The 25,398-nt window shown below is 70.6% G+C and carries 23 protein-coding genes; 16 read left to right on the forward strand and 7 right to left on the reverse strand.

The features are described 5' to 3' along the window. Positions 1 to 237: 237 nt before the first annotated feature. Entirely contained in the window at positions 238 to 1,152 is a 915-nt protein-coding gene (locus tag ACIHFD_RS42335; RefSeq protein WP_397371723.1) for an EamA family transporter, read from the reverse strand. Positions 1,153 to 1,255: 103 nt separating this feature from the next. Here ACIHFD_RS42335 and ACIHFD_RS42340 point away from each other — a divergent pair, with 103 nt between their 5' ends. Continuing rightward, on the forward strand, positions 1,256 to 2,449 hold the full coding sequence (locus ACIHFD_RS42340; RefSeq protein WP_397371724.1) for an MFS transporter: 1,194 nt from the start codon (positions 1,256 to 1,258) through the stop codon (positions 2,447 to 2,449). A 6-nt stretch (positions 2,450 to 2,455) separates the two neighbouring features. Here ACIHFD_RS42340 and ACIHFD_RS42345 read toward each other — a convergent pair whose 3' ends face one another. Beyond that, positions 2,456 to 3,253, reverse strand: a complete 798-nt coding sequence (locus ACIHFD_RS42345) for an ABC transporter permease (RefSeq protein ID WP_397371725.1) — start codon at positions 3,251 to 3,253, stop codon at positions 2,456 to 2,458. After that, positions 3,250 to 4,158, reverse strand: coding sequence for an ABC transporter ATP-binding protein (locus tag ACIHFD_RS42350; RefSeq protein ID WP_355200642.1), 909 nt, complete (start codon positions 4,156 to 4,158; stop codon positions 3,250 to 3,252). The genes ACIHFD_RS42345 and ACIHFD_RS42350 overlap by 4 nt, the downstream gene beginning before the upstream one ends. Positions 4,159 to 4,304: 146 nt before the next feature. On the opposite strand from ACIHFD_RS42350, the gene ACIHFD_RS42355 reads away from it, so the two are divergent. From ACIHFD_RS42355 to ACIHFD_RS42420, 14 genes are all read left to right on the forward strand, one after another. Beyond that, on the forward strand, positions 4,305 to 5,081 hold the full coding sequence (locus tag ACIHFD_RS42355; RefSeq protein ID WP_397371726.1) for a VOC family protein: 777 nt from the start codon (positions 4,305 to 4,307) through the stop codon (positions 5,079 to 5,081). A 93-nt stretch (positions 5,082 to 5,174) separates the two neighbouring features. Further along, the gene (locus ACIHFD_RS42360) at positions 5,175 to 6,401 is read left to right on the forward strand and encodes a multidrug effflux MFS transporter (RefSeq protein ID WP_397371727.1); all 1,227 of its coding nucleotides are present in this window, start codon (positions 5,175 to 5,177) and stop codon (positions 6,399 to 6,401) included. A 95-nt stretch (positions 6,402 to 6,496) separates the two neighbouring features. Continuing rightward, complete coding sequence (locus tag ACIHFD_RS42365; RefSeq protein WP_397371780.1) at positions 6,497 to 7,195, forward strand: helix-turn-helix transcriptional regulator; 699 nt, start codon at positions 6,497 to 6,499, stop codon at positions 7,193 to 7,195. Next, positions 7,192 to 8,604 (forward strand): Fe-S cluster assembly protein SufB, encoded by a 1,413-nt coding sequence (gene sufB, locus ACIHFD_RS42370; protein ID WP_350740043.1) that lies wholly within the window; start codon positions 7,192 to 7,194, stop codon positions 8,602 to 8,604. Before ACIHFD_RS42365 ends, sufB begins: the two co-directional genes overlap by 4 nt. Then, a complete protein-coding gene (sufD, locus tag ACIHFD_RS42375) occupies positions 8,604 to 9,725 on the forward strand; it encodes a Fe-S cluster assembly protein SufD (RefSeq protein WP_397371728.1) in 1,122 nt (373 codons plus the stop codon). The genes sufB and sufD overlap by 1 nt, the downstream gene beginning before the upstream one ends. Next, the gene (locus ACIHFD_RS42380; protein ID WP_397371729.1) at positions 9,722 to 10,042 is read left to right on the forward strand and encodes a non-heme iron oxygenase ferredoxin subunit; all 321 of its coding nucleotides are present in this window, start codon (positions 9,722 to 9,724) and stop codon (positions 10,040 to 10,042) included. Before sufD ends, ACIHFD_RS42380 begins: the two co-directional genes overlap by 4 nt. A 5-nt stretch (positions 10,043 to 10,047) precedes the next feature. Next, positions 10,048 to 10,794: a Fe-S cluster assembly ATPase SufC gene (gene sufC / locus ACIHFD_RS42385; RefSeq protein ID WP_397371730.1), complete on the forward strand. Its 747-nt coding sequence runs from the start codon at positions 10,048 to 10,050 to the stop codon at positions 10,792 to 10,794. Beyond that, the gene (locus tag ACIHFD_RS42390; protein ID WP_397371731.1) at positions 10,791 to 12,047 is read left to right on the forward strand and encodes a cysteine desulfurase; all 1,257 of its coding nucleotides are present in this window, start codon (positions 10,791 to 10,793) and stop codon (positions 12,045 to 12,047) included. Before sufC ends, ACIHFD_RS42390 begins: the two co-directional genes overlap by 4 nt. Positions 12,048 to 12,049: 2 nt before the next feature. Next, entirely contained in the window at positions 12,050 to 12,487 is a 438-nt protein-coding gene (gene sufU / locus ACIHFD_RS42395) for a Fe-S cluster assembly sulfur transfer protein SufU (protein ID WP_350740058.1), read from the forward strand. Further along, positions 12,484 to 12,843, forward strand: coding sequence for a metal-sulfur cluster assembly factor (locus ACIHFD_RS42400; RefSeq protein WP_397371732.1), 360 nt, complete (start codon positions 12,484 to 12,486; stop codon positions 12,841 to 12,843). The genes sufU and ACIHFD_RS42400 overlap by 4 nt, the downstream gene beginning before the upstream one ends. 308 nt (positions 12,844 to 13,151) lie before the next feature. Further along, entirely contained in the window at positions 13,152 to 15,113 is a 1,962-nt protein-coding gene (locus tag ACIHFD_RS42405; protein WP_397371733.1) for a DEAD/DEAH box helicase, read from the forward strand. A gap of 119 nt (positions 15,114 to 15,232) precedes the next feature. Next, positions 15,233 to 16,288, forward strand: a complete 1,056-nt coding sequence (locus ACIHFD_RS42410; protein ID WP_397371734.1) for a LacI family DNA-binding transcriptional regulator — start codon at positions 15,233 to 15,235, stop codon at positions 16,286 to 16,288. A gap of 41 nt (positions 16,289 to 16,329) precedes the next feature. Next, positions 16,330 to 18,831 (forward strand): glycoside hydrolase family 2 protein, encoded by a 2,502-nt coding sequence (locus ACIHFD_RS42415; RefSeq protein WP_397371735.1) that lies wholly within the window; start codon positions 16,330 to 16,332, stop codon positions 18,829 to 18,831. Then, the gene (locus ACIHFD_RS42420) at positions 18,828 to 19,823 is read left to right on the forward strand and encodes a glycoside hydrolase family 5 protein (protein WP_397371736.1); all 996 of its coding nucleotides are present in this window, start codon (positions 18,828 to 18,830) and stop codon (positions 19,821 to 19,823) included. The genes ACIHFD_RS42415 and ACIHFD_RS42420 overlap by 4 nt, the downstream gene beginning before the upstream one ends. Here the strand turns inward: ACIHFD_RS42420 and ACIHFD_RS42425 are convergent. The 4 genes from ACIHFD_RS42425 to ACIHFD_RS42440 all read right to left on the reverse strand — a co-directional run bounded on the left by ACIHFD_RS42425 (position 19,813) and on the right by ACIHFD_RS42440 (position 24,237). Continuing rightward, positions 19,813 to 20,772 carry a carbohydrate ABC transporter permease gene (locus tag ACIHFD_RS42425; RefSeq protein WP_355200654.1) on the reverse strand — a complete coding sequence of 320 codons (960 nt, stop codon included), beginning with the start codon at positions 20,770 to 20,772 and terminating at the stop codon, positions 19,813 to 19,815. The two genes, ACIHFD_RS42420 and ACIHFD_RS42425, sit on opposite strands and share 11 nt — an antisense overlap. Further along, positions 20,772 to 21,683, reverse strand: a complete 912-nt coding sequence (locus tag ACIHFD_RS42430; protein WP_397371737.1) for a carbohydrate ABC transporter permease — start codon at positions 21,681 to 21,683, stop codon at positions 20,772 to 20,774. The genes ACIHFD_RS42425 and ACIHFD_RS42430 overlap by 1 nt, the downstream gene beginning before the upstream one ends. 63 nt (positions 21,684 to 21,746) lie before the next feature. Further along, entirely contained in the window at positions 21,747 to 22,991 is a 1,245-nt protein-coding gene (locus ACIHFD_RS42435; protein WP_397371738.1) for an extracellular solute-binding protein, read from the reverse strand. A 205-nt stretch (positions 22,992 to 23,196) separates the two neighbouring features. Further along, a complete protein-coding gene (locus ACIHFD_RS42440; protein ID WP_397371739.1) occupies positions 23,197 to 24,237 on the reverse strand; it encodes a LacI family DNA-binding transcriptional regulator in 1,041 nt (346 codons plus the stop codon). Positions 24,238 to 24,389: 152 nt separating this feature from the next. On the opposite strand from ACIHFD_RS42440, the gene ACIHFD_RS42445 reads away from it, so the two are divergent. After that, positions 24,390 to 25,352 (forward strand): acetylxylan esterase, encoded by a 963-nt coding sequence (locus ACIHFD_RS42445; RefSeq protein WP_363969988.1) that lies wholly within the window; start codon positions 24,390 to 24,392, stop codon positions 25,350 to 25,352. Positions 25,353 to 25,398: the final 46 nt, after the last annotated feature.

A 25,398-nucleotide genomic window follows, 5' to 3' on the forward strand; every position in this document is an offset into this window, starting at 1 on the left:
CTCATCTCGGGTCGAAAGAGCGACGCCCCAAGCGTCCGCCGGCGGCCCCGTCGTCCAGGTCCCAAGCGGACCGGCCACCACCGATTCCGGTGGGTGGCGCATGCCTGGTCACGCGGACACCCGCACTCCGCTGACCTTCCATGGGCTCGGCCTACCCCGCCCACCAAAGCCGAGCCCTCCGCCGCGCGCCCGAGACCCCATCCCACGGGCGCGCGGCGGCCCGCCACAGCTCCCGCGTCAGACCTTGCGCCGCCGGGTCGAGCCCAGGCTGGCGGCCACGATGCAGACGATCGCCGCCCACTGCTGCGCGTGCAGGACCTCGTTCAGCAGCATCACGCCGATCAGCGCCGCCACGGCCGGCTCCAGGCTCATGAGGATGCCGAACACGTGCTTGGGCATCCGCCGCAGCGCCTGGAGTTCGAGCGAGTACGGGATCACCGACGACAGCAGCCCCACGCCGAGCCCGATCAGCAGCAACTCCGGCTGCAGCAGCTCCGCCCCGCCCGTCGCGATGCCGACGGGGGCGACCACCAGGGCTGAGACGATCATCGCGAACGACAGCCCGCTCGTCCCGGGGAATCGCTGCCCGGCCGCCGCCGACAGCAGGATGTACCCGGCCCAGCCGACGGCCGCCAGCATCGCGAACCCGATGCCGAGCCAGCTCACCGACGCCGACTGCCCCCATGGCGCCAGCAGCACCACACCCGCGCCGGCCAGGCCGATCCACAGCAGGTCGATCCTGCGCCGCGAGGCCGCCACGGCCACCCCCAGCGGCCCCAGGAACTCGATGGCCACCGCGATCCCCATCGGCAGCCGCGACAAAGCCTCGTAGAACGTCAGGTTCATGAGGGCGAGCGTCACCCCGAACCCGATCCCCACCGCCCAGTCGCGCCAGGACAGGCCCTTCAGCCGGGGCCGGACGAGCGCCCCCATGATCAGCGCCCCGGCCGTGATCCGCAGGAACACCACCGCGCTCGGCGGCAGCGCCGCGAACAGCTCCTTCGCGAACCCGGCGCCCAGCTGCACCGAGACGATGGCCAGCAGCACGAGCCCGGACGGCGGGATCGAGTCGGCGGCCGTGCGCAGCAGGTTTCCCGGCCTGGGCAGGCCGGAGCCGCGATCGAAGGGATCGTCGAGGGCGAACGCGGTCACAGGACTCCTCACGGGCTTCAGGGGATGACGGTCAGAGCGTACTCGTGGCCTGCGACATGACCCGACATAGGGTGTTCTGGATGGCTCTTGGATCATTGATCGTATGAAGTCCCCCACGAGTCTCGCCCGGCCGCCGCTGGCCCTGTCCGCGGCCTCGTTCGTCAGCAGCTTCGACCGCTTCGCCGTGAGCCCCATGCTCGTGCTGATCGCGGTGGACCTGAAGGTCCCGCTGTCCGCCGCCGTCGCGGCCGCCAGCGGCTACTACCTCGCCTACGGGCTCACCCAGCCGCTGTGGGGGCTGCTGTCCGACCGGTTCGGCCGGGTGCGGGTGATGCGCGGGACGCTGTTCGGCGCGGCGCTGGCTGGGCTGGCCTCGGCGCTGATGCCGGTCCTGGGAGCGCTGGTGGTGGCCAGGATCGTGACGGGCGCCTGCTTCGGCGCGGTGATCCCGACCGGGCTGACGTACGTGGGCGACACCGTGGAGCCGTCGACCCGGCAACGCGCGCTGACCGATCTGATGGGCGCCGCCGCCCTCGGCACGGCCCTGGCCACCGGGCTGAGCGGGGTGCTCGCGGGCCTGGTGGACTGGCGGGTGGCGTTCACCGTGCCCGCCGCCTGCGCCCTGGCCTGCGCGCTCGCGCTGCGCTCGCTGCCGGAGCCGTCCCGCTCCCTCCCGCACGGCCGGGGGTTCGGTGTCGGCCGGTACCTGGGCGCGGTGCTCGGGCACGGCTGGGCGCTGCTGGTGTTCGGGCTCGCGTTCGTCGAGGGCGCGATCATGCTCGGCGCCATGCCGTTCCTGGCCACCGCCCTGGAGCACGCGGGGTACGCCGCCGCCGTGGCCGGGCTCGCCATCACCGCGTACGGGCTGGGCCTGTGGTTGTTCACGAAGCTCGTCAGGCGGCTGTCGGGGCGCTGGCCCACTCCCGCGCTGATGACGGTGGGCGGGGCGCAGCTCTGCGCCGGGTTCGCCATCGTCGCCGTGCACGTGGACATGGCCACCGTGGCGGTCACGGCGCTGCTGCTCGGCGGCGGCTGGTCCTTCCTGCACTCCTCGCTGCAGACGTGGGCGACGTCGGTGGTGCCCGAGGCCAGGGGGACGACGATCGCCTTCTTCGCCTGCGCGCTCTTCGTGGGCAGCGCGGTCGCGTCATGGGCGGCCGGCCCGCTGGCCGAGCACGGCCGCTACGCCCTGCTGTTCGGCCTGGCGGCCGCCGCCGCGATCCCGCTGACGGCCGCGGCCGCGCTCACCAGGCACCGCTACGGCACCCTGCACGGCGAGCTGCCCCGTACCGGGTGAGCCGAGCTACTCCCAGCGGAACGTACGCGAGACCAGCCCCAGCGACAGCACCGCCCACACGGTCAGCACGGCCAGCGGGCCGAGGGGCAGCGCGGCGCCCTGAGAGAGGACCGCGCGCAGGCCGCCGGTCAGGGCCGAGATGGGCAGCAGCTCCAGGACCTGGCGCATGCCCTCGGGGAACTTCGACAGCGGGAAGATCACCCCGCCGGCCCCCAGCAGCAGCAGGTAGACGAGGTTGGCGGCGGCCAGGGTGGCCTCCGCGCGCAGGGTGCCGGCCATGAGCAGCCCCAGCCCGCTGAACGCCGCCGTGCCCAGCACGATGAGCAGTGCCGCGCTCAGGAACGACCCGTGCGGCCGCCACCCCAGCGCCAGGCCGACGCACACGATCACCACGGCCTGGATGACCTCCACGGCCACCACGGCGGACGTCTTGGCGAGCATGAGCCCGGCCCTGGACAGCGGGGTCGCGCCCAGCCGCTTCAGCACGCCGTAGCGGCGCTCGAAGCCGGTCGCGATGGCCTGGCCGGTGAAGGCCGTGGACATGACGGCCAGCGCCAGCACGCCGGGCGCCAGGAAGTCGATGCGCCTGCCGCCGCCGATGTCGATCAGCGGCGCCAGCGAGAACCCGGTCAGCAGCAGCACCGGGATGATCAGGGTGAGCAGCAGCTGCTCGCCGTTGCGGAGCATCGCCCGGATCTCCGCGCCCGCCTGGGCGAGGACCATGCGCGGGAACGGCGCCGCCCCGGGCGCGGGCGTGAAGTCCAGCGCGATCTGCCCGGCGGGCGCGCGCTCCGATCCGGTCATCGCAGCTCCCTGCCCGTCAGCTCCAGGAAGACGTCCTCCAGCGTGCGGCGCTCGATGCGCAGATCGTCGGCCGTGACGCCCTCGGCCGCGCACCAGGCGGTCACCGTGGCCAGTAGCTCGGGACCCACCTGACCCTCGATGATGTAGTGCCCGGCGGGCGACTCCTTGGCCGCGCTGCCCGTGGGGAGCGCGTTGAGCAGCTCCTCCAGCGCCAGCCCCGGCCGGGCCCGGAAGCGCAGCTGCCGCTCGGCGCCCGTCAGCGAGGCCGGGCTGCCCTCGGCCACCACCCGGCCCTTGTCGATGATCACGACCTGGTCCGCCAGCCGCTCGGCCTCGTCCATGTGGTGCGTGGTCAGCACCACCGACACGCCCGCCCCGCGCAGCTCGCCCACCAGCTCCCAGCAGGCGTGCCGGGCCTGAGGGTCGAGCCCGGCCGTCGGCTCGTCGAGGAAGACCAGCTCGGGCCGCCCGACGACGGCCGCGGCCAGCGAAAGCCGCTGCTGCTGCCCGCCCGACAACCGCCGGTAGGGGGTGCGTACGTGATCGGCCAGCCCCAGCCGCGTCAGCAGCGCCCCCGCGTCGAGGGGACGGGCGTAGAAGCGCGAGACCAGGCGCAGCCATTCGGCGCAGCGCATGGCGGGCGGCACACCGCCCGACTGCAGCATGACCCCCACCCGCGGCCGCAGCTCGGGCAGCGTGGGCGTCAGGCCGAGCACGCGGACGGTGCCCGCGTCGGCCCTGCGGAACCCCTCGCAGATCTCCACCGTGGACGTCTTGCCCGCGCCGTTGGGCCCGAGCACGGCGGTCACCGCGCCCCGCTCGGCGCGCAGCGTGAGGCCGTCCACGGCCGTGATGCCGCCGTAGCGTTTGACCAGGCCGATGATCTCGACGGCTGGGGACTCCATGGCCACGAGTTTAGGGACTGGGGCAGGCGGTTCGAGCCGCAGGTGGGGTTGGCCGGATTTGGACATGTCTTGACCCGGCCATTTCCCAGAAAGGCGCCAACAGAGGTGAAAGTCTGACGACGAGCTCCATGTAGCAGGAGGGCGCAATGGCGCAACGCAGTGGGTACGACCCGGGAGTCCCGTGCTGGGTGGACCTGTCCAGCACCGACGTCGAAGCTTCCGCCCGGTTTTACAGTGAGGTCTTCGGCTGGCAGGCCGACATGATCGACGACCCCGAGGCCGGTGGCTACGGGATGTTCCTTTACCAGGGCAGGCAGGTCGCGGGGCTGGGGCCGGTCATGGGCGCGGGGTCGCCCTCGTTCTGGAACATGTTCGTCGCCACCGACGACGCCGCCGCGCTCGCCGAGCGCGTCAGGAACGCCGGCGGCGCCGTCACCATGGAGCCGATGGCGGTCTTCGACGAAGGCGTCATGACGGTCTTCCAGGCCCCTGACGGCTCGTACGCGGCCGCCTGGCAGGCGGGCAACCACCCCGGCGCGCAATTGGTCAACGAGCCCGTCTCGTTCTGCTGGAACGAGCTGGTCACGCGTGACCCGTCGGCCGCCGAGAGCTTCTACCCGGCCGTCTTCGGCTGGATGCCGCGGCTGCAGGAGATGGACGGGATCAAGTACACCGAGTGGCAGATGGGGGAGCGGGCCGTCGCGGGCATGGTCGAGATGTTCTCCGACTACCCGGCGGCGACGCCGTCGTTCTGGATGACGTACTTCGCGGTCGCCGACCTCGAAGCCACGACGGCCGCGGCCGAGGGAGCCGGCGCGAGCGTGCTGGTGCGGGGGATGGAGGCGCCGCCCGGCCGGTTCTCGATGCTCACCGATCCCCAGGGCGCGGCGTTCTCCGTCATCCAGCTTCACGAAATCGTGTGAAATATCTGATGACCGGGAATTCGGAGGACCGGATCCTGGTTTGATCTCTCGGCCCTCGTGGGCCAAAGGCCTGCGAGGGAGAGGGGATCACGCATGTCCGTGGCGGCCGAAGCCACGTCCACGTCCACCATCGGGATCGAGCGGAGGGGGAGCAGCCGCGGGCTGCTGTTGGTGATCCTGGGCGCCTTGTCGGCGATCGGGCCCCTGTCCATCGACATGTACCTTCCGGCGCTGCCCGCCATCACCTCCGAGATGCTCAGCGCGCCGGCGCAGGTCCAGCTCACCCTCACCGCCTGCCTCATCGGCGTGTCCATCGGCCAGGTGATCGCCGGTCCGGTCAGCGACGTGCGCGGCCGCAGGACACCTCTGATCGTGGGCGTGGCCGGCTTCATGGTCGCCTCGCTGCTGTGCGCGTTCGCGCCGTCGGTGCCCATGCTCATCGCCTTCCGCCTGCTGCAGGGCGTGCTGGGCGGCGCGGCCCTGGTGATCGTGCGGGCGGTCGTCCGCGACCTGTACGACGGCGCCGCCATCGCCCGCATCTTCGCCACGCTCATGCTGGTCAGCGGCCTGGCGCCGATCCTGGCGCCCATCGCCGGCGCGCAGCTGCTGGAGTTCACCTCGTGGCGCGGCGTGTTCGTGGCGCTCAGCGTCGCCGGGATCGTGCTGCTGCTGGCCGTCCTGGGGGGCGTGCGCGAGACGCTGCCCGCGGCCGAGCGCGAGAGCGGCGGCCTCAAGCACACGGTCGGCACGTTCGGCAGGCTCCTGCGCGACCGGACGTTCATGGGCACCGCGCTGACCGCGAGCCTGGCGTTCGCGGCCATGTTCGGCTACATCTCCGGCTCGCCGTTCGTGCTCCAGGAGGTGTACGGCGCCACGCCGCAGCAGTACTCGCTCATCTTCGGGCTCAACGCCTTCGGCCTGACCGCCATGGCCCAGCTCGGCGGCCGGCTGTCGGGACGGGTGCCGCCGGTGACCCTCGTGATCACCGGGCTCGCCGTCGCCCTGACCGGTGCCTCGCTGCTGCTGACCGCCGCGCTCACCGGGCTCGGCCTGTGGGGCATCGTGGGCGGGCTGTTCGTCATCATGCTCGGCCAGGGTCTGGTCATGCCGGCCACCGGCGCGCTGGCCCTGGCCAGTCAGCCCGCGCAGATCGCCGGCAGCGCCTCGGCCCTGCTCGGCGTGCTGCAGTTCGCGCTCGGCGCGGCCGCGGCCCCGCTGGTCGGTCTCGCGGGCGCCACCAGCGCCGTGCCGATGGCCTGCGTGATGCTGGGCCTCATCCTTTGCTCAAGCTTGACCTTCGCCTTCCTGCGGAAGAGTTAGGTAAGGCTACCCTGCGTGAGAAATTCCATTCCCGGGCTGCTCAGATCCGTTTGTGAACCGGGAAGGAATTACGGCACACTGATGTTGTGAAAAACATGTCGGGGATCGAGCCAGGAAGCGAGCGGAGCACGCGTGCCCGCGTCGCCCGGCTGATCCTTGAGCATGGTCCCGTCGCGGCCGCCGCGCTGGGCGAGCGGCTGGGGCTCACCTCCGCCGCCGTCCGCCGTCACCTGGACGCGCTGCTGGCTGACGGGATGATAGAGCCTCGCACGGTCGGGCCGCGGGGGCAGCGCGGGCGCGGACGCCCCGCCAAGCTGTTCGCGATCACCGACGCGGGGCGCAGTGCTTTCGAGCACGCCTATGACGACCTCGCCGGGAGCGCGCTGCGCTTCCTGGCCGAGCGCATGGGAGAGGAAGCGGTGGCCGACTTCGCCCGCTTGCAGGTCTCGAGCCTGCTCAAGCGGCTGGAGCCGGTCATGCGGACGGTGCCGGCGGACCAGCGCGTACAAGTGCTGGCGCAGGCGCTGTCGGCGGAGGGGTATGCCGCCTCGGCCAGCAAGGCCAAGTCGGGCGGCGACCAGCTCTGCCAGCACCACTGCCCGGTGGCCCACGCGGCTGCGGAGTTCCCGCAGCTCTGCGAGGCCGAGACGGAGGCGTTCGCGCAACTGCTCGGCACCCCGGTGCAGCGCCTGGCCACGATCGCCCACGGCGACGGGGTCTGCACGACACATGTGAGCCCACAGTCGCTGGGTGAATCCGCACATAGAGACAAGAGCAAGGAGACCGGAAGGTGACTGTCACCGACCGCCCGGAGCTGGAAGGCCTCGGGAATTACAAGTTCGGCTGGGCCGACCCGGATGCCGCCGGGGCGGCGGCCAAGCGCGGCCTGTCCGAGGAGGTCGTCCGCAACATCTCCGCTCTGAAGAACGAGCCGGAGTGGATGCTCGACCTTCGCCTGAAGGGCCTCCGCCTGTTCGACCGCAAGCCGCTGCCCACCTGGGGCTCTGACCTCACCGGCATCGACTTCGACAACATCAAGTACTTCGTGCGCTCCACCGAGAAGCAGGCTGCTTCCTGGGACGAGCTGCCCGCCGACATCAAGAACACCTACGACAAGCTCGGCATCCCCGAGGCGGAGAAGCAGCGCCTCATCGCCGGTGTCGCCGCCCAGTACGAGTCCGAGGTCGTCTACCACAAGATCCGTGAGGACCTCGAGGAGAAGGGCGTCATCTTCCTCGACACCGACACGGGCCTGAAGGAGCACCCGGAGATCTTCCAGGAATACTTCGGCTCGGTCATCCCGGTGGGCGACAACAAGTTCGCCGCCCTCAACAGCGCCGTGTGGTCCGGTGGCTCGTTCATCTACGTGCCGCCGAACATCGAGGTCGAGATCCCGCTGCAGGCCTACTTCCGGATCAACACCGAGAACATGGGCCAGTTCGAGCGGACCCTGATCATCGTGGACGAGAACAGCTACGTCCATTACGTCGAGGGCTGCACCGCGCCGATCTACTCCTCCGACTCGCTGCACAGCGCGGTCGTCGAGATCATCGTGAAGAAGAACGCCCGCTGCCGTTACACGACCATCCAGAACTGGTCGAACAACGTCTACAACCTGGTCACCAAGCGCGCCGTGGCCTACGAGGGCGCGACCATGGAGTGGATCGACGGCAACATCGGCTCCAAGGTCACGATGAAGTACCCGGCCGTCTACCTGATGGGCGAGCACGCCAAGGGCGAGACGCTGAGCGTCGCGTTCGCGGGCGAGGGCCAGCACCAGGACGCCGGCTCCAAGATGGTGCACCTGGCGCCCAACACCAGCTCCAGCGTCATCTCCAAGTCGGTGGCGCGCGGCGGTGGCCGGACCTCCTACCGCGGTCTCGTGCAGATCGAGGAGGGCGCCCACGGCAGCGCCAGCACCGTCAAGTGCGACGCCCTGCTGGTCGACCAGATCAGCCGCTCCGACACCTACCCCTACGTCGACGTCCGCGAGGACGACGTCAAGATGGGCCACGAGGCCACGGTCTCCAAGGTCAGCGAGGACCAGCTGTTCTACCTCATGAGCCGCGGGCTCGACGAGGACGAGGCGATGGCGATGATCGTGCGCGGCTTCGTGGAGCCGATCGCGCGTGAGCTGCCCATGGAATACGCGCTCGAGCTCAACCGGCTGATCGAGCTGCAGATGGAAGGAGCCGTCGGCTGATGGGCCTGAACGAGAAGCCCTTGTCGACCTTGCACGAGAAGGCGTCCTACGAGCTGGGCGACTTCGAGGTCCCGACCGGGCGCGAGGAGGCGTGGCGCTTCACGCCGCTCTCCCGCCTCAAGGGCCTGCACAGCGGCAAGGCCGAGGCCGTCGGTCACGTCCGGGTGGACGTCGACGCGGCGCCCGAGGTCACGGTCGAGACGGTCGGCCGCGACGACGCCCGGGTCGGCAAGGCCTTCGTGCCCACCGACCGGGTCAGCGCCCAGGCGTGGAACAGCTTCGAGAAGGCCACCGTCATCACGGTGCCGCGCGAGGCCGTCACCTCCAAGCCGACCGTGCTCACGCTCACCGGCTCCGGTGACGGCGCCGCGTACGGCCACATCGTGGTCAAGGTGGAGCCGCTGGCCGAGGCCGTGGTCGTGCTCGACCACAAGGGCAGCGCGGTCTACGCCGACAACATCGAGTTCGTCGTCGGCGACGGGGCCTCGCTCAGGGTCGTCAGCCTGCAGGACTGGGAGGACGACGCGGTCCACGTCTCCCACCACCACGCTCAGCTGGCCAAGGACGCGACGTTCCGCAGCTTCGTGGTGACGCTCGGCGGCGACCTCGTACGCCTGTCGCCCAACGTGTCCTACACCGCTCCCGGCGGCGACGCCGACATGTCGGGCGTCTACTTCGTGGACGCCGGGCAGCACCTGGAGCACCGCCTGCTGGTCGACCACTCGCAGCCCAACTGCAAGAGCAACGTCGACTACCGCGGCGCCCTGCAGGGCGAGGACGCGCACGCCGTCTGGATCGGCGACGTGATCATCAGGGTCGAGGCCGAGGGCACCGACACCTACGAGCTCAACCGCAACCTCATCCTGACCGACGGCGCCCGCGCCGACTCGGTGCCCAACCTGGAGATCCTCACCGGCGAGGTCGCCGGGGCGGGGCACGCCTCCGCCTCCGGCCGGCTCGACGACGAGCACATCTTCTACCTCCAGGCCCGCGGCATCCCCTACGACGAGGCCCGCCGCCTGGTCATCAGGGGCTTCCTCGGCCAGCTCGTCGAGAAGATCGAGGTCGAGGAGATCCGCGAGCGCGTGCTGAGCGCGCTGGAGGCGGAGCTCGCGAGATGAGTTCGTTCGAGAAGGTCTGCAAGCTCGACGACATCCCCGACGGGGGAGTCATCGGGGTGGAGGTCGACGAGACGCCGGTGGCGCTCGTGCGCAGGGGCGGCGAGGTGTTCGCCCTGCGTGACGTCTGCTCCCACGCCGAGGTGAAGCTCAGCGAGGGCGAGGTCTACGACGGCACCCTGGAGTGCTGGCTGCACGGCTCGTGCTTCGACGTGCGCTCCGGCAAGCCCACCGGCCCGCCCGCCACCCAGCCCGTGAACGTCTACACAGTCAAGATCGACGGCGACGACGTGCTCGTCTCGCTCTCGAAGGAGTCATAACAACAATGTCCACCCTTGAGATCCGCGACCTCCACGTCGCCGTCGAGGACAAGGAAATCCTGCGCGGCGTCAACCTGACCGTCAACTCCGGCGAGACCCACGCCATCATGGGCCCCAACGGCTCGGGCAAGTCGACGCTCGCCTACGCGATCGCCGGCCACCCGAAATACACGATCACCGGCGGCCAGGTGCTGCTCGACGACGTGGACCTGCTGGAGCTGTCGGTCGACGAGCGGGCCCGCGCGGGCCTGTTCCTGGCCATGCAGTACCCGGTCGAGGTCCCCGGCGTGTCGGTCTCGAACTTCCTGCGCTCGGCCGTCACCGCGGTCCGCGGCGAGGCGCCGAAGCTGCGCGAGTTCGCCAAGGACCTCAAGAACGGCATGGACGCGCTGTCCATCGACGCCGCCTTCGCCCAGCGCAACCTCAACGAGGGCTTCTCCGGCGGTGAGAAGAAGCGCCACGAGATCCTCCAGCTCGAGCTGCTCAAGCCGAAGATCGCGGTGCTCGACGAGACCGACTCCGGCCTCGACGTCGACGCGCTGCGCGTGGTGTCGGAGGGCATCAACCGCTTCCGCGCCTCCGGCGAGACCGGCGTGCTGCTGATCACGCACTACACCCGCATCCTGCGCTACGTGAAGCCGGACTTCGTCCACGTCTTCGCGGGCGGCCGGATCGTCGAGGAGGGCGGCCCCGAGCTGGCCGAGAAGCTCGAGGCCGAGGGCTACGAGCAGTACACGAAGGCATCTGCATGACACAGCTCAGCTTTGACGTGGAGAAGATCAGGAAGGATTTCCCGGTCTTCTCCCGCGAGCTGCCCGACGGGCGCCCGCTCGTCTATCTCGACTCGGGCAACTCCTCACAGAAGCCCAACCAGGTCATCGAGACCATGCGTGACCACTTCGCGCTGCACTACAGCAACGTCGGACGGGCCATGCACGTGCTCGGCGCCGAATCGACCGACGCCTACGAGGGCGCCCGCGACAGAGTCGCCGCGTTCGTCGGGGCGCCGTCGCGCGACGAGGTGATCTTCACCAAGAACGCCTCCGAGGCGCTCAACCTCGTCGCGTACGCCTTCGGCAACCCCATCAACACCGATCCGCGCTTCACGCTCGGGGCCGGCGACGAGATCGTCATCTCCGAGATGGAGCACCACTCCAACATCGTGCCGTGGCAGCTGCTCGCGCAGCGCACCGGCGCGAGGCTGAAGTGGTTCGGCGTCACCGACGAGGGACGGCTCGACTACGACCCGTCCGTGATCACCGAGCGGACGAAGATCGTCTCGATCGCCCACCAGTCCAACGTGCTCGGCACCGTCAACCCGGTCGCCGAGGTGGCCAGGCGGGCGCACGAGGTCGGCGCGCTGATCATGCTGGACGCGTCGCAGTCCGTGCCGCACCACCCGGTCGATGTCACCGAGCTGGGCGCCGACTTCGTGGCCTTCACCGGCCACAAGATGGTCGGCCCGTCGGGCATCGGCGTCCTGTGGGGCAAGGCCGAGTTGCTCGACGCCATGCCCCCGTTCCTGGGCGGCGGCGAGATGATCGAGGCGGTCTGGATGGACCACTCGACGTACGCGCCGGTGCCGCACAAGTTCGAGGCCGGCACGCCGCCGATCGTCGAGGCCATCGGGCTGGGCGCGGCCGTCGACTACCTCACCGAGGTCGGCATGGAGGCCATCGAGGCGCACGAGCGCACGCTGACGGCCTACGCGCTCGACGCCCTGCGCGAGGTGCCCACCCTGCGCCTCATCGGGCCCGACTCGCTGGAGCAGCGGGGCGGCACGGTGTCGTTCACGCTGGCGGGCATCCACCCGCACGACGTCGGCCAGATCCTCGACGACCAGTTCGGCGTCGCCGTACGCGTCGGTCACCACTGCGCGCGTCCCCTGCACCTACGCTTTGGAATACCGGCGACCACGCGGGCGTCGTTCTACCTGTACAACACCACGGGCGAGATCGACGCTCTGGTCCGCGGCCTCCATCACGTTCAGAAGGTGTTCGCATAGCCATGATCGGCGAGTCGATGTACCAGGAGCTGATCCTGGAGCACTACAAACACCCGCAGGGGCGGGGGCTGCGTGAGCCGTACGACGCCGAGGTTCACCACGTGAACCCCACGTGCGGCGACGAGATCACGCTCAGGGTGAAGGTGGGCGACGGGGGCAAGGTCCTGGACGTCTCCTACGACGGACAGGGCTGTTCGATCAGCCAGGCCGCCGCCTCGGTGCTGCACGAGCTCGCCACCGGCTCGACGGTCGAGGAGACGCTCTCCGTGGTCGACGAGTTCACCAGGCTCATGCAGGGCAGGGGACAGGTCGAGGCGGACGAAGAGGTGCTCGGCGACGCGGTCGCGTTCGCGGGCGTGGCCAAGTTCCCGGCGCGCGTCAAATGCGCGTTGCTTTCGTGGATGGCCTACAAGGATGCGGTAGTGAGGAGTGCCCGATGAGTAAGCCGGTGGAGACTCCGACCGACTTCGACGGCGAGACCACCGTCGAAGAGGTCATGGAGGCGCTCAAGGACGTCGTGGACCCCGAGCTCGGCATCAACGTGGTCGACCTGGGCCTCATCTACGGGCTCAACCTCGACCCCGCCGACGGCCTGCGGCCCGTGGCCACCATCGACATGACGCTGACCAGCGCGGCCTGCCCGCTGACCGACGTCATCGAGGACCAGGCCCACTCGGCGCTCGACGGCATGGTGTCCGACGTCAAGATCAACTGGGTCTGGCTGCCGCCGTGGGGCCCGGACAAGATCACCGACGAAGGGCGCGATCAGCTCCGTATGCTAGGATTCAATGTCTGATCTTTTCTGTTGAAACGGCTGATGTTGACTCGTCAGCCGTTTCAGCGTGCCATAGAGGGTTGCGGAAGGTCCGGGCCCGTCCGGGGAATTTCAGATAGCATCCCGGCGTTGGTACCAAACGCACCTGACGTCTCATCGCGCGTCTGCATCGCCTGCGGCCGGTGCCCGGTGTGTTCCCCCCTTAAATGATTTGACCCGCCCGTACGGCGGGTGACCAGAACCCCTGTGCGGCGTGCGCCGCACGTCCCGGCTCGTCCTTTCGCAGAAGTGACGTGCCACTTCGACTGAAAGGCACGACTTTCGTGACCATGCTTGACGCTGTCATGCCCGCGTTCGACGAGACCGCCGGTGCGGCGGGCTCCGACTCGCCGGCCCCTTCCGGCCAGACGGCCTCGGCCTCTGGCAGAGACGCCGACCCGAGGCCGTCGGAGTTCGAGCTGCTCGGCCTGCCCAAGCCGCTCATCACCGGGCTGGCCAAGCAGGGCATCGACAGCCCGTTCCCCATCCAGAGCGCGACCATTCCCGACGTGCTCGCCGGCAACGACGTGCTCGGCCGTGGCCAGACCGGCTCCGGCAAGACGCTCGCGTTCGGTCTGCCCACCATGGCCCGCCTCGCGGGCGTGCGGCCGGCCCCCGGCCACCCCCGCGCGATGATCCTCGTGCCCACCCGTGAGCTCGCGCTCCAGGTGCACGACGCGCTGGAGCCGCTCGGCCGCGGCCTGGGCCTGCGCATGAAGGTCGTCGTGGGCGGCATGTCCATGGGCAAGCAGATCGAGGCGCTGCGGCGCGGCGTCGACATCGTCATCGCCACGCCCGGCCGGCTCGGCGACCTCATCCGGCAGGGTGAGTGCTCGCTCGCCGATGTCGAGGTCAGCGTCCTGGACGAGGCCGACCACATGTGCGACCTCGGCTTCTTCCCCGTCGTCACCGACCTGCTCGCGCAGACCCCGGCCGACGGGCAGCGGCTGCTGTTCTCGGCCACGCTCGACGGCGACGTCGACAAGCTGGTGCAGCGCTTCCTCAAGAACCCGATCACCCACTCCGTGGCCCCCGCGACCTCGCCGGTCGACACCATGGAGCACCACGTGATGCAGGTCACGCGCGACGAGAAGTTCGACGTCGTCGCCGAGATCGCCAACCGTGAGGGCCGTACGATCATCTTCGTCCGCACCCAGCACGGCGTCGACCGGCTCTGCAAGCAGTTGGCCAGGGTCGGCGTCAAGTCGGGCGGCCTGCACGGCGGCAAGCGCCAGAACCAGCGCACCCGCATCCTCGCCGAGTTCCGCGAGGGCGCCATCAACGTGCTCGTCTGCACCGACGTCGCGGCGCGCGGCATCCACGTCGACAACATCAGCCTGGTGCTGCACGTGGACCCGCCCCAGGACCACAAGAGCTACCTGCACCGGGGCGGCCGCACCGCCCGCGCCGGTGAGAAGGGCACCGTGGTCACGCTGGTGCTGCCCAGCGAGCGCCGCTCCACCGACGCGCTCACCCGGCGGGCCGGCATCCACCCGTTCCGCCTGAAGGCCACGCCCGGTCACCCGCGGGTGGCCGAGGTGACCGGCGCCCGCATGCCGAGCGGCGAGGCCATCCCGGTCTGGGAGCCGGACGTGCGCAAGCCCCTGCGCCCCCGCCGTGAGGGCGGCGGCGGTCAGGGCGAGCGCCGCAACGGCCGCCGCCCCCGCCGCGACTTCGACGGCGACCGCCGCCCCCGGCGTCACGAGGACGGCGAGCGTTCGTTCGGTTCGGGTGAGGACCGCCGTCCGCGCCGTCACCAGGACGGCGAGCGTTCCTTCAACTCCGGTGAGGACCGTCGCCCGCGCCGTCACCAGGACGGCGAGCGGCCCTTCAGCTCCGGTGAGGACCGTCGTTCCCGGCCGCACGCCGAGGGTGAGCGGCCGTTCGGGCGCTCGCAGGAGCCGCGCACCTTCGGGGACGACCGGCGCCGTGACAGCGGGCCGCGCGGCGGCTACCGCTCGGACGATCGGCCGTTCCGCCAGGACGACCGAGGCCAGCGCGGTGGCGGCGGCTACCGTTCGGACGACCGCGGCGGACGCTACGCCTCCGACCGCAGCCGCCCGTTCTCGGCCGACCGCGATCGTGGCCCCCGCTCCGACGAGCGCGGCCCGCGCGACGGTTACCGCTCCGGTGGTGGCCGTTCGGACGAGCGCGGCCCGCGCGACGGCTACCGCTCGGGCGGTGGCCGTTCGGACGAGCGCGGCAACGGCGGCGGCTACAGCCGCAACTCGGGCCGTCGCTTCGAGCGCTGACCCGCAGCTTCATCTCCCACCCGCCCGCCGGACCCCGCAAGGGGTACGGCGGGCGGTGTCATTTGCCGTAGAGTCGCGCTTGGCGACATATATGAACCGGTAAATCCAAGGGGCGGCCGATGAAGCGACCCACGATCGACGACATCGCGCGCAGGGCCGGCGTCTCGAAAGGGGCCGTGTCGTTCGCGCTGAACGGCCGTCCCGGCGTCTCCAGCGAGACGCGCCGCCGCATCCAGGCCATCGCCGCCGAGCTGGGCTGGCAGCCCAACAGCCTGGCGCGGGCCCTGTTCGACGGGCGGCCGGACGTGCTGGGCCTGGTCGTGGACCGCCCGGCGCGCACGCTGGGGCTGGAGCCGTTCTTCATGCAGCTGATCTCCGGCATCGAGGCCACGCTGTCGGCCGCGTCCGTGGGGCTGCTGCTGCAGATGACCGAGGACCACGAGGCCGAGATCGCGATCTACCGCAAATGGTGGGCGCAGCACCGGGTCGCCGGGGTGTTCGTCGTGGACCTGCGGGTCGAGGACGCCAGGATCGCCGTGCTGGAGGAGCTGCGACTGCCCGCCGTGGTCATCGGCGGCCCCGGCGGGACCGGGCGGCTGCCCGCCGTGTGGATCGACGACGGCGGCGCGCTCGCCGCCGTGATCGAGCACCTGGCCGGGCTGGGGCACCGCAGGATCGCCAGGGTCGCCGGCCCCGAGGAGCTCATGCACACCGGCGTCAGGACCTCCGCCATGCGGGCCACCGCCGCCCGGCTGGGCGTCGAGAGCGTCACCGTGTACGCCGACTACAGCGGCGAGAGCGGCGAGCGCGCCACGCTCGACCTCCTGCGCGGGCCGGACCGGCCCACCGCCATCGTGTACGACAACGACGTGATGGCGGTCGCGGGCACCGCCGCCGCCCGCGAGGCCGGGATCTCGGTGCCCGGCGAGCTGTCCGTCGTGGCCTGGGACGACTCCGCCCTGTGCCTGCTGGCCCGGCCGCACCTGACGGCGGTCAGCAGGGACATCGCCGCCTGCGGCGCCCACGCCGCCCGCGCCCTGCTCGATCTGGTGCAGGGCCGCGAGGTGACCGACGCGCGGCAGGCCGACCCGCGCATGGTCAGCAGGGGCAGCACCGCGCCCGTACGTGAACCCGTTCAGTTAATGGTCGGAAACATTGAAACTAAACGGGTTTAGTGATGCGATTGCCATTCCCGCTGCTCGAGCCCGGAGGGTTGATGAGCCCGTTCCGCCCCCTTCATGAAGCCTGGACCGTCCGCTCCGCGAGCGGCGACGTGCGGGCCCCGGCCACCGTCCCAGGTTGCGTGCACACCGACCTGCTCGACGCGGGGCTGATCCCCGATCCCTACCTCGACGACAACGAGACCCACCTGGCCTGGATCGGGCGCACCGACTGGCGTTTCGAGACGGAGTTCTCGTGGGACGGCACCGGGCACGAGCACGTCGACCTCGTGTGCCAGGGGCTCGACACCGTGGCGGCCGTCGAGCTCAACGGCGTGCGGGTGGGCGAGTCCGCGAACATGCACCGCTCGTACCGGTTCGACGTGCGCCACGCGCTGCGGACCGGGAGCAACCGGCTGACGGTCACGTTCGGGTCGGCGCTCGAATACGCCGAGCGGCTGCGGGAGGAGCTCGGCCACCGGCCGGGCGCCTACACCCAGCCCTACAACTTCATCAGGAAGATGGCCTGCAACTTCGGCTGGGACTGGGGCCCGACGCTGATCACGGCGGGCATCTGGCGGCCGATCGGGCTGCACGAGTGGAGCGGGGCCAGGATCGCCGAGGTCCGGCCGCTGGTGACCGTCGAGGACGGGACGGCCAGGGTGGACGTGCATGTCCGGGTGGAGAAGACGGGCGCCGCCGAGGTGAGCGCGGCGATCAAGGGGGTGACGGCCCGCGCCGTGATCCCCGAGGACGGCGACGAGGCCGTGCTCACGCTGGAGGTGCCCGACCCGGAGCTGTGGTGGCCGCGAGGGTACGGCGAGCAGCCGCTCTACGAGCTCGAGGTGACGGCCGGCGAGGACGTGTGGCGCCGCCGGATCGGGCTGCGCGAGGTGCGCCTGCGTACCGAGGACGGCGCGTTCACCCTGGCCGTCAACGGGGTCGAGGTGTTCGTCAGAGGGGTCAACTGGATCCCCGACGACTGCTTCCCCACCAGGGTGGGCCGCGACCGCTACGCCGCCCGGCTCGCCCAGGCCTGCGAGACGAACGTCAACCTCGTCCGCGTGTGGGGCGGCGGCCTGTACGAGAGCGAGGACTTCTACGACCTGTGCGACCGGCTCGGGCTGATGGTCTGGCAGGACTTCCCGTTCGCCTGCGCCGCCTACCCCGAGGAGGACCCGATCGGGGCCGAGGTGGAGGCGGAGGCGCGCGAGCAGGTGGCCAGGCTGAGCGCGCACCCGAGCCTGGTCCTGTGGTGCGGCAACAACGAGAACATCGAGGGCTACGCCGACTGGGGCTGGCAGGAGCCGCTCCAGGGACGTAGCTGGGGAGGCGGCTTCTACCTGGAGACGCTGCCGCGCGTCGTGGCCGAGCTGGACCCGACCCGCCCGTACTGGCCGGGCAGCCCCTACTCGGGCTCCATGGACCTGCCGCCCAACGACCCGGCCCGCGGCACCATGCACATCTGGGACGTGTGGAACGAACGCGACTACACCGTCTACCGCGACTACCGGCCCCGCATGGCCGCCGAGTTCGGCTTCCAGGGGCCCGCCGCGTACGCCACGATCCGCCGGGCGATCAGCGACGAGCCGCTGCTGCCCGACTCCCGGGGCCTGTTGCACCACCAGAAGGCCGTCGACGGCAACCTCAAGCTGGCCGCCGGGCTCAAGCCGCACTTCCCGGTCCCGGGGACCTTCGACGACTGGCACTACCTCACCCAGGTCAACCAGGCGCGTGCCATCCAGCTCGGGGTGGAGCACTTCAGGGCCCTGTGGCCGCACTGCGCGGGCAGCGTGGTGTGGCAGCTCAACGACTGCTGGCCGGTCACGTCGTGGTCGGCCGTGGACGGGGACGGGCGGAGGAAGCCGCTGTTCCACGCGCTGCGCAGGGCGTACGCCGATCGGCTGCTGACGGTGCAGCCGCGCGCTGGCGGGATGGCGCTGGTCGCCGTCAACGACAGCGCGCGGCCGTGGCGGGCGTCGGCGCGGGCCGTACGGCACGGCTTCGACGGCAGCGTGCTCGCGGCGCAGGACCTCGCGCTGGACGTGCCGCCCCGGGCGGTCGTCACCCTGCCGCTGGCCGCGCCCGTCGCCGAGCCGGGCGACCCGGCGAGCGAGCTGATCATCGCCGCGATCACCGAGCCGGACGAGCAGGCGGGCGAGCCGATCGCCGCCGTGATGATCGAGCCGGACGACCGGGCGGGCGAGCCGATCGCCGCCGGGATCGCCGCGCCGGGCGGTGGCGAGCCGGCGGTGGCGCGGGCGCTGTGGTTCTTCGCGCCCGATCGGGACCTGCGCCTGCCCGAGCCGCGCTACGACACCGCGGCCGAGGCCGTCCCCGGCGGGCTCCGGCTGACGGTCACCGCGCGCACGCTCCTGCGCGACCTGGCCGTCTTCCCCGACCGGCTGGACCCGGCCGCCGAGGCCGACGACCAGCTCGTCACGCTGCTGCCGGGCGAGCGGGCCGAGTTCCTGATCAGCACGGCGGGCCTGGACGCGCAGGCCCTCGTCCGCGTGCCGGTGCTGCGCTGCGTCAACGATGTGGTGGTGGAAGCATGAGGCGATACGGGTTCAACCTGCAGTGGATGTTCTGGAAGGACCCCGGGGTGAAGCCCGCGCCCGTCGATGAGCGGGTGCTGGACGCGATCGCCGCGTGGGGCTTCGACTTCGTCCGCATGCCGTGCGACTACCGCTTCTGGACCGACGGGCTCGACTACGCCCACCCCGACGAGCGCGTGCTCGAGGTGCTGGACACCTACCTCGACGCCTGCCGCGAGCGCGGCCTGCACCTCTCGCTCAACCTCCACCGCGCCCCCGGCTACGTGATCACCGGCTGGGAGAGCGAGCACCACAACCTCTGGGCCGACCGCGAGGCGCAGGATGGCTTCGCCGCCATCTGGACCGGTTTCGCCCGCCGCTACCGGGGCGTACCCGGCGACGAGCTCTCGTTCGACCTCGTCAACGAGCCGCCCTCCGTGGGGGAGCGGGGGTTCACCAGGGCGGCGCACGAGACGGTGATCCGCCGCGTGGTGGCGGAGATCCGGCGGGCCGACCCGGACCGGCCGATCGTGCTCGACGGGCTGGGCGGCGGCCACCTGGCCATGCCGGAGCTGGCCGACCTCGGAGTGGTCCACAGCACCCGCGGCTACGCGCCGATGAGCGTCAGCCACTACCGGGCCGAGTGGTGGCCCGGCTCACAGGGCCTGGCCGAGCCCACCTACCCCTGCGACTACCAGGGACGACGCTGGGACCGGGCCGCGCTGCGCGACTTCTACGCCCCGTGGCGCGAGGTGGCGGGGCAGGGTGTGCCCGTCCACGTGGGCGAGTTCGGCTGCTACGACCACACGCCGAACGACGTCGCGCTGCGCTGGCTGTCCGACGTGCTCGGCGTGTTCGCCTCGTTCGGCTGGGGATACGCGTTGTGGGAGTTCCAGGGGCCGTTCGGGGTGATCGGGCACCGGCGGCCCGGTGCGCGCTTCGAGCAACTCGACGGGTTCCCGGTGGACCGGGACCTCCTGGAACTGCTCCAGGCGCACCGGGTCAGCCCTTGAGGCCGCTGAGGGCGATGCCGCGGGTGAAGTACTTCTGGAAGATCACGAAGAAGACGATCGTCGGGACCGACGCGAGCAGCCCGCCCGCCATGATCGCGCCTTGGTGATCGGGGCCCACATAGTAGGAGTTGAGCCTGGCCAGTGCGACGGGTATGTTCGCCATCTCGTCGCTCTGGACGATGATGAGCGGCCAGAGGAAGTTGTTCCACTCCGCGAGCACGATGAAGATCGACATCGCGGCGAGCGCCGGCCGCAGCAGCGGCAGCACGATCTTCCACCAGATCCGCCACTCCCCGGCGCCGTCCACCCTGGCCGCCTGGATCAGCTCGTTCGGCAGCGACTGCAGGAACTGCACCAGGAAGAACAGCACGAACGCCTTGGCCAGCGCCGGCACGATGTAGGCGGCGTAGTTGTCCAGCCAGCCCAGGTTCCGCATGATCACGTAGTTGGGGATCAGCGTCGTCTGCCAGGGCACCATCATCGAGGCGATGATCAGCAGGAAGATCGTCCGGCGGCCCTTGATGTCGTGCTTGGAGATCACGTACGCGGCCAGCGAGCAGATCAGCAGCGACCCGACGGTGATGGCGGTGGTGATGACGAGGCTGTTGAGCATGAACCGCCAGAACCCCATGTCCACCTGGTAGCGCTGGAAGATGCCCGCCAGGTGGCCGGGGTTGATCCCCTTGGGGCTCCACTCCGTGTCGTAGAAGTTGGCGACCGTGGGGGACTGCGGCACGAACGACGGCGGCGTCCTGGCCAGCTCCCTCGGCGGCTTGAACACCGTGATGAGCAGCCAGTAGAACGGCGCGATCATCGTCAGCGCCAGCAGGTAGAACGGCAGGCGCAGCAGATGCCCGTTGATCTTCGCGCGCCGGTTGCCGCCCGCCGGGGCCGCGTGCCGGGACGGCTGCGGCGCGGGGGCGATCGTGTCCATCGGGGCGACGGCCATCACAGCTCCTTCATGGCGCGGCCCACGCGCAGGTTGACGAGGCTCAGCACGAAGATGATCAGGAAGAGCACCCAGGCGATCGCCGAGGCGTAGCCCAGCCTGAAGTGGGTGAATCCCTGGTCGTAGAGGTAGGGGACGATCATCAGGCCCGAGTCGAGCACGCCGCCGATGGTGTTGGCGCCCGACGAGAAGACGATGTAGACGGCCTCGAACACCTGGAAGGCGCCGATCAGGCCGGTCACCACCACGTACGTGGTGACGGGACGCAGCAGCGGCAGCGTGATGTGGCGGAAGCGGTGCCAGGTCGAGGCGCCGTCGATCTTGGCAGCCTCGTAGTACTCCTCGGGGATCGAGCCGAGGCCGGCCACGTACAGCACCATGCCGTAGCCCATGCCGCCCCACACCGACATCACCACCAGGATGGGGATCGTCAGCCCCGGCGTGGCCAGCCAGGCCACGGCCTTGCCGCCGAACCAGCCCACGATGGTGTTGGCCAGGCCCACGTCGCTGGGGTAGAGGACCCACTTCCACATCAGCATGAGCGCGATGGAGGAGGTCACCGACGGCAGGAAGAACACCGTGCGCATGATCCGGTGCAGCCAGTTCGTGCCGCTGAAGGCCAGCGCGAGGCCCAGCGACAGCAGCGTGCCGAGCACGACCGACGCGACCACGTACAAGGCCGTGTTGCCCAGCGCGTGGCGGAACCTGGCGTCCGAGGCCAGCTGCTGGAAGTTCTCCAGGCCGGTGAACGCGGCGGGGTTGATCCCGTCGAACTTCGTGAAGCTCAGATAGAGAGAGTTGGCCAGCGGCCAGATCAGAAAGCCCGCGAACAGCGCGAGAAAGGGCAGCAGCATCGCGTACGAGGTGCCGTAGCGGCGCAGCCTGCTGCGCAGGGGGATGGGGGAGGCCATGTCAGACTCCTAGGTCATCGGGGGGCCGGACCGGGACCGGGACAGGCCGGTCCCGGCGAGCGGCTAACCGGCGTTGCGCTCCATGACCTTGGCGGCCTCCGCCAGCGCGGTCTTGGCATCCGACTTGCCCAGGATGACCGACTGGAGCTGCTTGGTCACGTCCGGCGCGCTCTCGTCCCAGCCCGGGCAGCCCGGCGCGGCCTTGCCCGTCTTGATCGACGCCTCGAACACCTGAGCCTGCTCGGGCGCGAACACCGAGCCGTTCACGATCTTGTCGGCCCGCGGTGAGATGTAGGAGATGTTCCGCTTCCTGGCCTCGTCCGAGATCGCGGCGATGGCCTCGTCGCTGTACATGAACGTGACGAAGTCCGCGCCCGTCTCGACGTACTTGCTGAAGGAGGTCACGCCGATCGCCCGGCCGCCGATGAACGCGGTCGGCCCGGCGGGCCCCGCGGGGATCGTGGACATCGCCCACTTGCCCTTCAGCTTCGGCTTGTTGATGTCGATGCCCTTGGCGATCCAGTTGCCCGCCACCACCAGCGCGGTGCCGGTGTCCAGCGCGTCGGAGCCCTCCACGGTGGCGGTCGGCGCGCCGTGCTTCTTGTACAGGTCGGCCCAGTACGTCAGCGCCTTCTCGGCTTCCGGGGTGTTGAGCGAGGGCTTGCAGTCGGCGGTGTAGAACGAGCCGCCCGCCTGGTAGAGGTAGTTGAAGTAGCCGATCCAGTCCAGGTTGCCCCAGTCCTGGCTGTAGGGCTTCTTCACGCCGGCGGCCTTGAGCTTGTCGATGGCCGCGGTCAGCTCCTCCCAGGTCTTGGGCGGCTCGACCTTGGCCTTCTCCAGCAGATCGGTGCGGTAGTAGAGGGCCAGCGTCGACATGTCCAGCGGCACGCCGTACACCGAGCCGTCAGGGGAGATGGCCGACTCCCACTGGGCGGGCAGCGCCTGCGCCTTGAGCGAGTCGGCGCCGTACTTGCGCAGGTCCACCATGGCGCCCCTGGTGCCGAACTGGATGGTCCAGGTCATGCCGCCGGAGATGATGTCGGGCCCGTTGCGACTGGTGGCCGCGGCCAGCAACTTGGCGTACGCGTCGCTCCACGACAGGGTCTGCACCTTGACCGTCACGTTCGGATGCTTCTGGTGGTAGAGGTCGGCCGCCTTCTGGAAGGTCGCGGTCTCGTCGTCTCCGCCCGTGGACCAGAAGGACAGGGTCGCGGGGGCGTTCTGGTCTGCCTGCTTGGTCTGCGTCTGGCCACTCGTGGCGCAGGCCGCGCTCAGGACCGTCAGCAGGACCGCGCTGCACGCTGCCATCGTTCGTCGCATGGGGCTGTCCGATCTATCGGTCGGATGGGCGCCGGGACTCCCCTGCGAAGGGCGTGCGGATGTGCGAGGGCATCCCCACGACTGGCGCCCAAATTCAATGGTGTAGGGATCTCACCACTTAAACGGGTAAGTTACAATAGCCAGCCTTGGAGATTGCTGAAATGTTTCCCCTTATGGAGCCGCTGACCTGTGGCTACATCGCCCGTGAAACGGTTCGGTCACGGCCCGCGGGGGCCGTGCTGCCCCGGGGCAGCAGGCGCGCCGGCGGCCCCTCCAGGCTCCCCGTCTCCCCGCTGCCGATCAGCCGGAGCAGGGTCTGCGCGGCGTGCGCGCCGCAGGCGGGGATGTCCCTGGTCACCGCGGTCAGCGACGGCCGCACCACCTGAGAGAGCGGCGAGTCGTCCCAGCCCACGATCGACAGCTCGGCGGGGACGTCCAGGCGCATCTCCTGGGCGACCGACAGCCCCGCCACCGCCATGATGTCGTTGTCGTAGACGATCGCGGTGGGCCTGGCCCGGGAGCTGAGCAGCCGCCTGGTCGCGCGGGCGCCCTGCTCGCCCGTGTAGTCGGTGTGGACGACCGGATGCTCGCCGACGCCCGACTCGGCGCAGAGCTCCGCGAACGCCTCGTCCCTGATCCTGGTGTGCAGCAGCTCCGGCAGCCCGGCCACCCTGGCGATGTGCCGGTGGCCGAGCGCCGCGAGATACTCGACCACCTCGCGCAGCACGGCCACCTCGTCCGACCACACCGAGGGCAGCGAGCCGGTGCCCGACGGGTGGCCGGTCACCACCGCCGGCATGCCCAGCCGCTCGACCACCGGGATCCTGGGGTCGTCGGCGTGCAGGTCGACCAGGATCGCGCCGTCCACCCGGCCCTCGCCCCACCAGCGCCGGTAGACCGCGATCTCGGCCTCGTGGTCGGCCACCACCTGCAGCATCAGCGCGCACGAGCTGGCCGCCAGCTCGCCCTCGATGCCGCTGATCAGCTCCATGAAGAACGGCTCCACGCCGAGGAAGCGCGCCGGTCGGCACAGGACCAGGCCGATGGCGTCGGCCCTGGCGCCGCTGAGCGAGCGCGCGGCCACGTTGGGCCGCCAGCCGATCTCCTGGGCGATCGCCTGGATGCGCGCCCTGGTCTCGGCGGAGACACCGGGCTGGCCGTTCAGCGCGTAGGAGACAGCCCCCTTGGACACGCCGGCCCGTCTGGCGATGTCGGCGATCGTTGGCCTCTTCACCCCGTGCTCCTCTCTGAAACTTTCACTGAACCGTATCAGCGATAACCGCGGCTCTCCTGGCGCCGAACGCTCGCCCTCCCGCGACCGGATGATCGCGCCGGCGCGATCACCGTTACGGTGAGGGCACCCCGATGTGTCCTCCAGGAGTGCCGATGTTCGTAGACATGCCACTCGCCCGGCTACGCGAGTATCTCCCCGAACGCGCCGAGCCCGCCGACTTCGACGCCTTCTGGGAGCGCACGCTCGCCGAGGCCCGCACCCACGACCTCGCCCCCGAGTTCACCCCCGTGGCCTCCCCGCTGACCACCGCCGAGGTGTTCGACGTCACTTTCGCCGGCTTCGGCGGCCATCCGATCAAGGGCTGGCTGCTCGTCCCGCGCCAGGCCGCCGGGCCGGTGCCGTGCGTGGTCGAGTACCAGGGCTACGGCGGCGGACGCGGGCTGCCGATCGACTGGCTGCTCTGGCCCAGCCTCGGCTACGCCGTCTTCGCCATGGACAGCCGGGGCCAGGGGGCCGGCGGGTGGCGGCGCGGCGACACCGCCGACCCCTATCCCGGCTCCGGCCCCACCACGCCCGGCGTCATGACCAGCGGCATCCACGACCCGGACGCCTACTACTACCGGCGGCTCTACACCGACGCGGTGCGCGCGGTCGAGGCCGCCAGGGCGCACCCCCGGGTGGGCACGGTCGCGGTCGGCGGCGCCAGCCAGGGCGGGGCGATCGCGCTGGCCGCTTCGGCGCTGGTGCCCGGCCTCGCCTGCGCCTTCCTGGACGTGCCGTTCATGTGCCACATCCGGCACGCCACGGAGATCACCGGCGAACATCCGTACGCCGAGATCGCCGCCTACTGCCGGGCGTTCAAGGAGAAGGTCGAGCCCGTCTTCGAGACCCTGGCCTACTTCGACGGCGTCAACTTCGCCGCCCGCGCCGCCACGCCCGCCCTCTTCTCGGTCGGGCTGCAGGACGGGATCACGCCGCCGTCCACGGTGTTCGCCGCCTACAACCACTACGCCGGGGAGAAGGACATCAAGGTCTACCCGTACAACGGGCACGAGGGCGGCGAGTCCGCGCACGCCATGGAGCGGATCGCGAGGGCCAGGAAGGCACTCGGCTGAGAACGCCCCGGTGGCCCATTGGTGAGGCCGTCTCGCGTGGCGGACG

The organism is Nonomuraea sp. NPDC051941, from assembly GCF_044593615.1.

Bases quoted from the DNA above. Each gene is read 5' to 3' on its own strand.
- ACIHFD_RS42340 (WP_397371724.1), top strand. From the start codon at position 1,256: ATGAAGTCCCCCACGAGTCTCGCCCGGCCGCCGCTGGCCCTGTCCGCG.
- ACIHFD_RS42345 (WP_397371725.1), bottom strand. From the start codon at position 3,253: ATGACCGGATCGGAGCGCGCGCCCGCCGGGCAGATCGCGCTGGACTTC.
- ACIHFD_RS42350 (WP_355200642.1), bottom strand. From the start codon at position 4,158: ATGGAGTCCCCAGCCGTCGAGATCATCGGCCTGGTCAAACGCTACGGC.
- ACIHFD_RS42355 (WP_397371726.1), top strand. From the start codon at position 4,305: ATGGCGCAACGCAGTGGGTACGACCCGGGAGTCCCGTGCTGGGTGGAC.
- ACIHFD_RS42360 (WP_397371727.1), top strand. From the start codon at position 5,175: ATGTCCGTGGCGGCCGAAGCCACGTCCACGTCCACCATCGGGATCGAG.
- ACIHFD_RS42365 (WP_397371780.1), top strand. From the start codon at position 6,497: ATGTCGGGGATCGAGCCAGGAAGCGAGCGGAGCACGCGTGCCCGCGTC.
- sufD (WP_397371728.1), top strand. From the start codon at position 8,604: ATGGGCCTGAACGAGAAGCCCTTGTCGACCTTGCACGAGAAGGCGTCC.
- ACIHFD_RS42380 (WP_397371729.1), top strand. From the start codon at position 9,722: ATGAGTTCGTTCGAGAAGGTCTGCAAGCTCGACGACATCCCCGACGGG.
- sufC (WP_397371730.1), top strand. From the start codon at position 10,048: ATGTCCACCCTTGAGATCCGCGACCTCCACGTCGCCGTCGAGGACAAG.
- ACIHFD_RS42390 (WP_397371731.1), top strand. From the start codon at position 10,791: ATGACACAGCTCAGCTTTGACGTGGAGAAGATCAGGAAGGATTTCCCG.
- sufU (WP_350740058.1), top strand. From the start codon at position 12,050: ATGATCGGCGAGTCGATGTACCAGGAGCTGATCCTGGAGCACTACAAA.
- ACIHFD_RS42400 (WP_397371732.1), top strand. From the start codon at position 12,484: ATGAGTAAGCCGGTGGAGACTCCGACCGACTTCGACGGCGAGACCACC.
- ACIHFD_RS42405 (WP_397371733.1), top strand. From the start codon at position 13,152: ATGCTTGACGCTGTCATGCCCGCGTTCGACGAGACCGCCGGTGCGGCG.
- ACIHFD_RS42410 (WP_397371734.1), top strand. From the start codon at position 15,233: ATGAAGCGACCCACGATCGACGACATCGCGCGCAGGGCCGGCGTCTCG.
- ACIHFD_RS42415 (WP_397371735.1), top strand. From the start codon at position 16,330: ATGAGCCCGTTCCGCCCCCTTCATGAAGCCTGGACCGTCCGCTCCGCG.
- ACIHFD_RS42420 (WP_397371736.1), top strand. From the start codon at position 18,828: ATGAGGCGATACGGGTTCAACCTGCAGTGGATGTTCTGGAAGGACCCC.
- ACIHFD_RS42425 (WP_355200654.1), bottom strand. From the start codon at position 20,772: ATGGCCGTCGCCCCGATGGACACGATCGCCCCCGCGCCGCAGCCGTCC.
- ACIHFD_RS42430 (WP_397371737.1), bottom strand. From the start codon at position 21,683: ATGGCCTCCCCCATCCCCCTGCGCAGCAGGCTGCGCCGCTACGGCACC.
- ACIHFD_RS42435 (WP_397371738.1), bottom strand. From the start codon at position 22,991: ATGGCAGCGTGCAGCGCGGTCCTGCTGACGGTCCTGAGCGCGGCCTGC.
- ACIHFD_RS42445 (WP_363969988.1), top strand. From the start codon at position 24,390: ATGTTCGTAGACATGCCACTCGCCCGGCTACGCGAGTATCTCCCCGAA.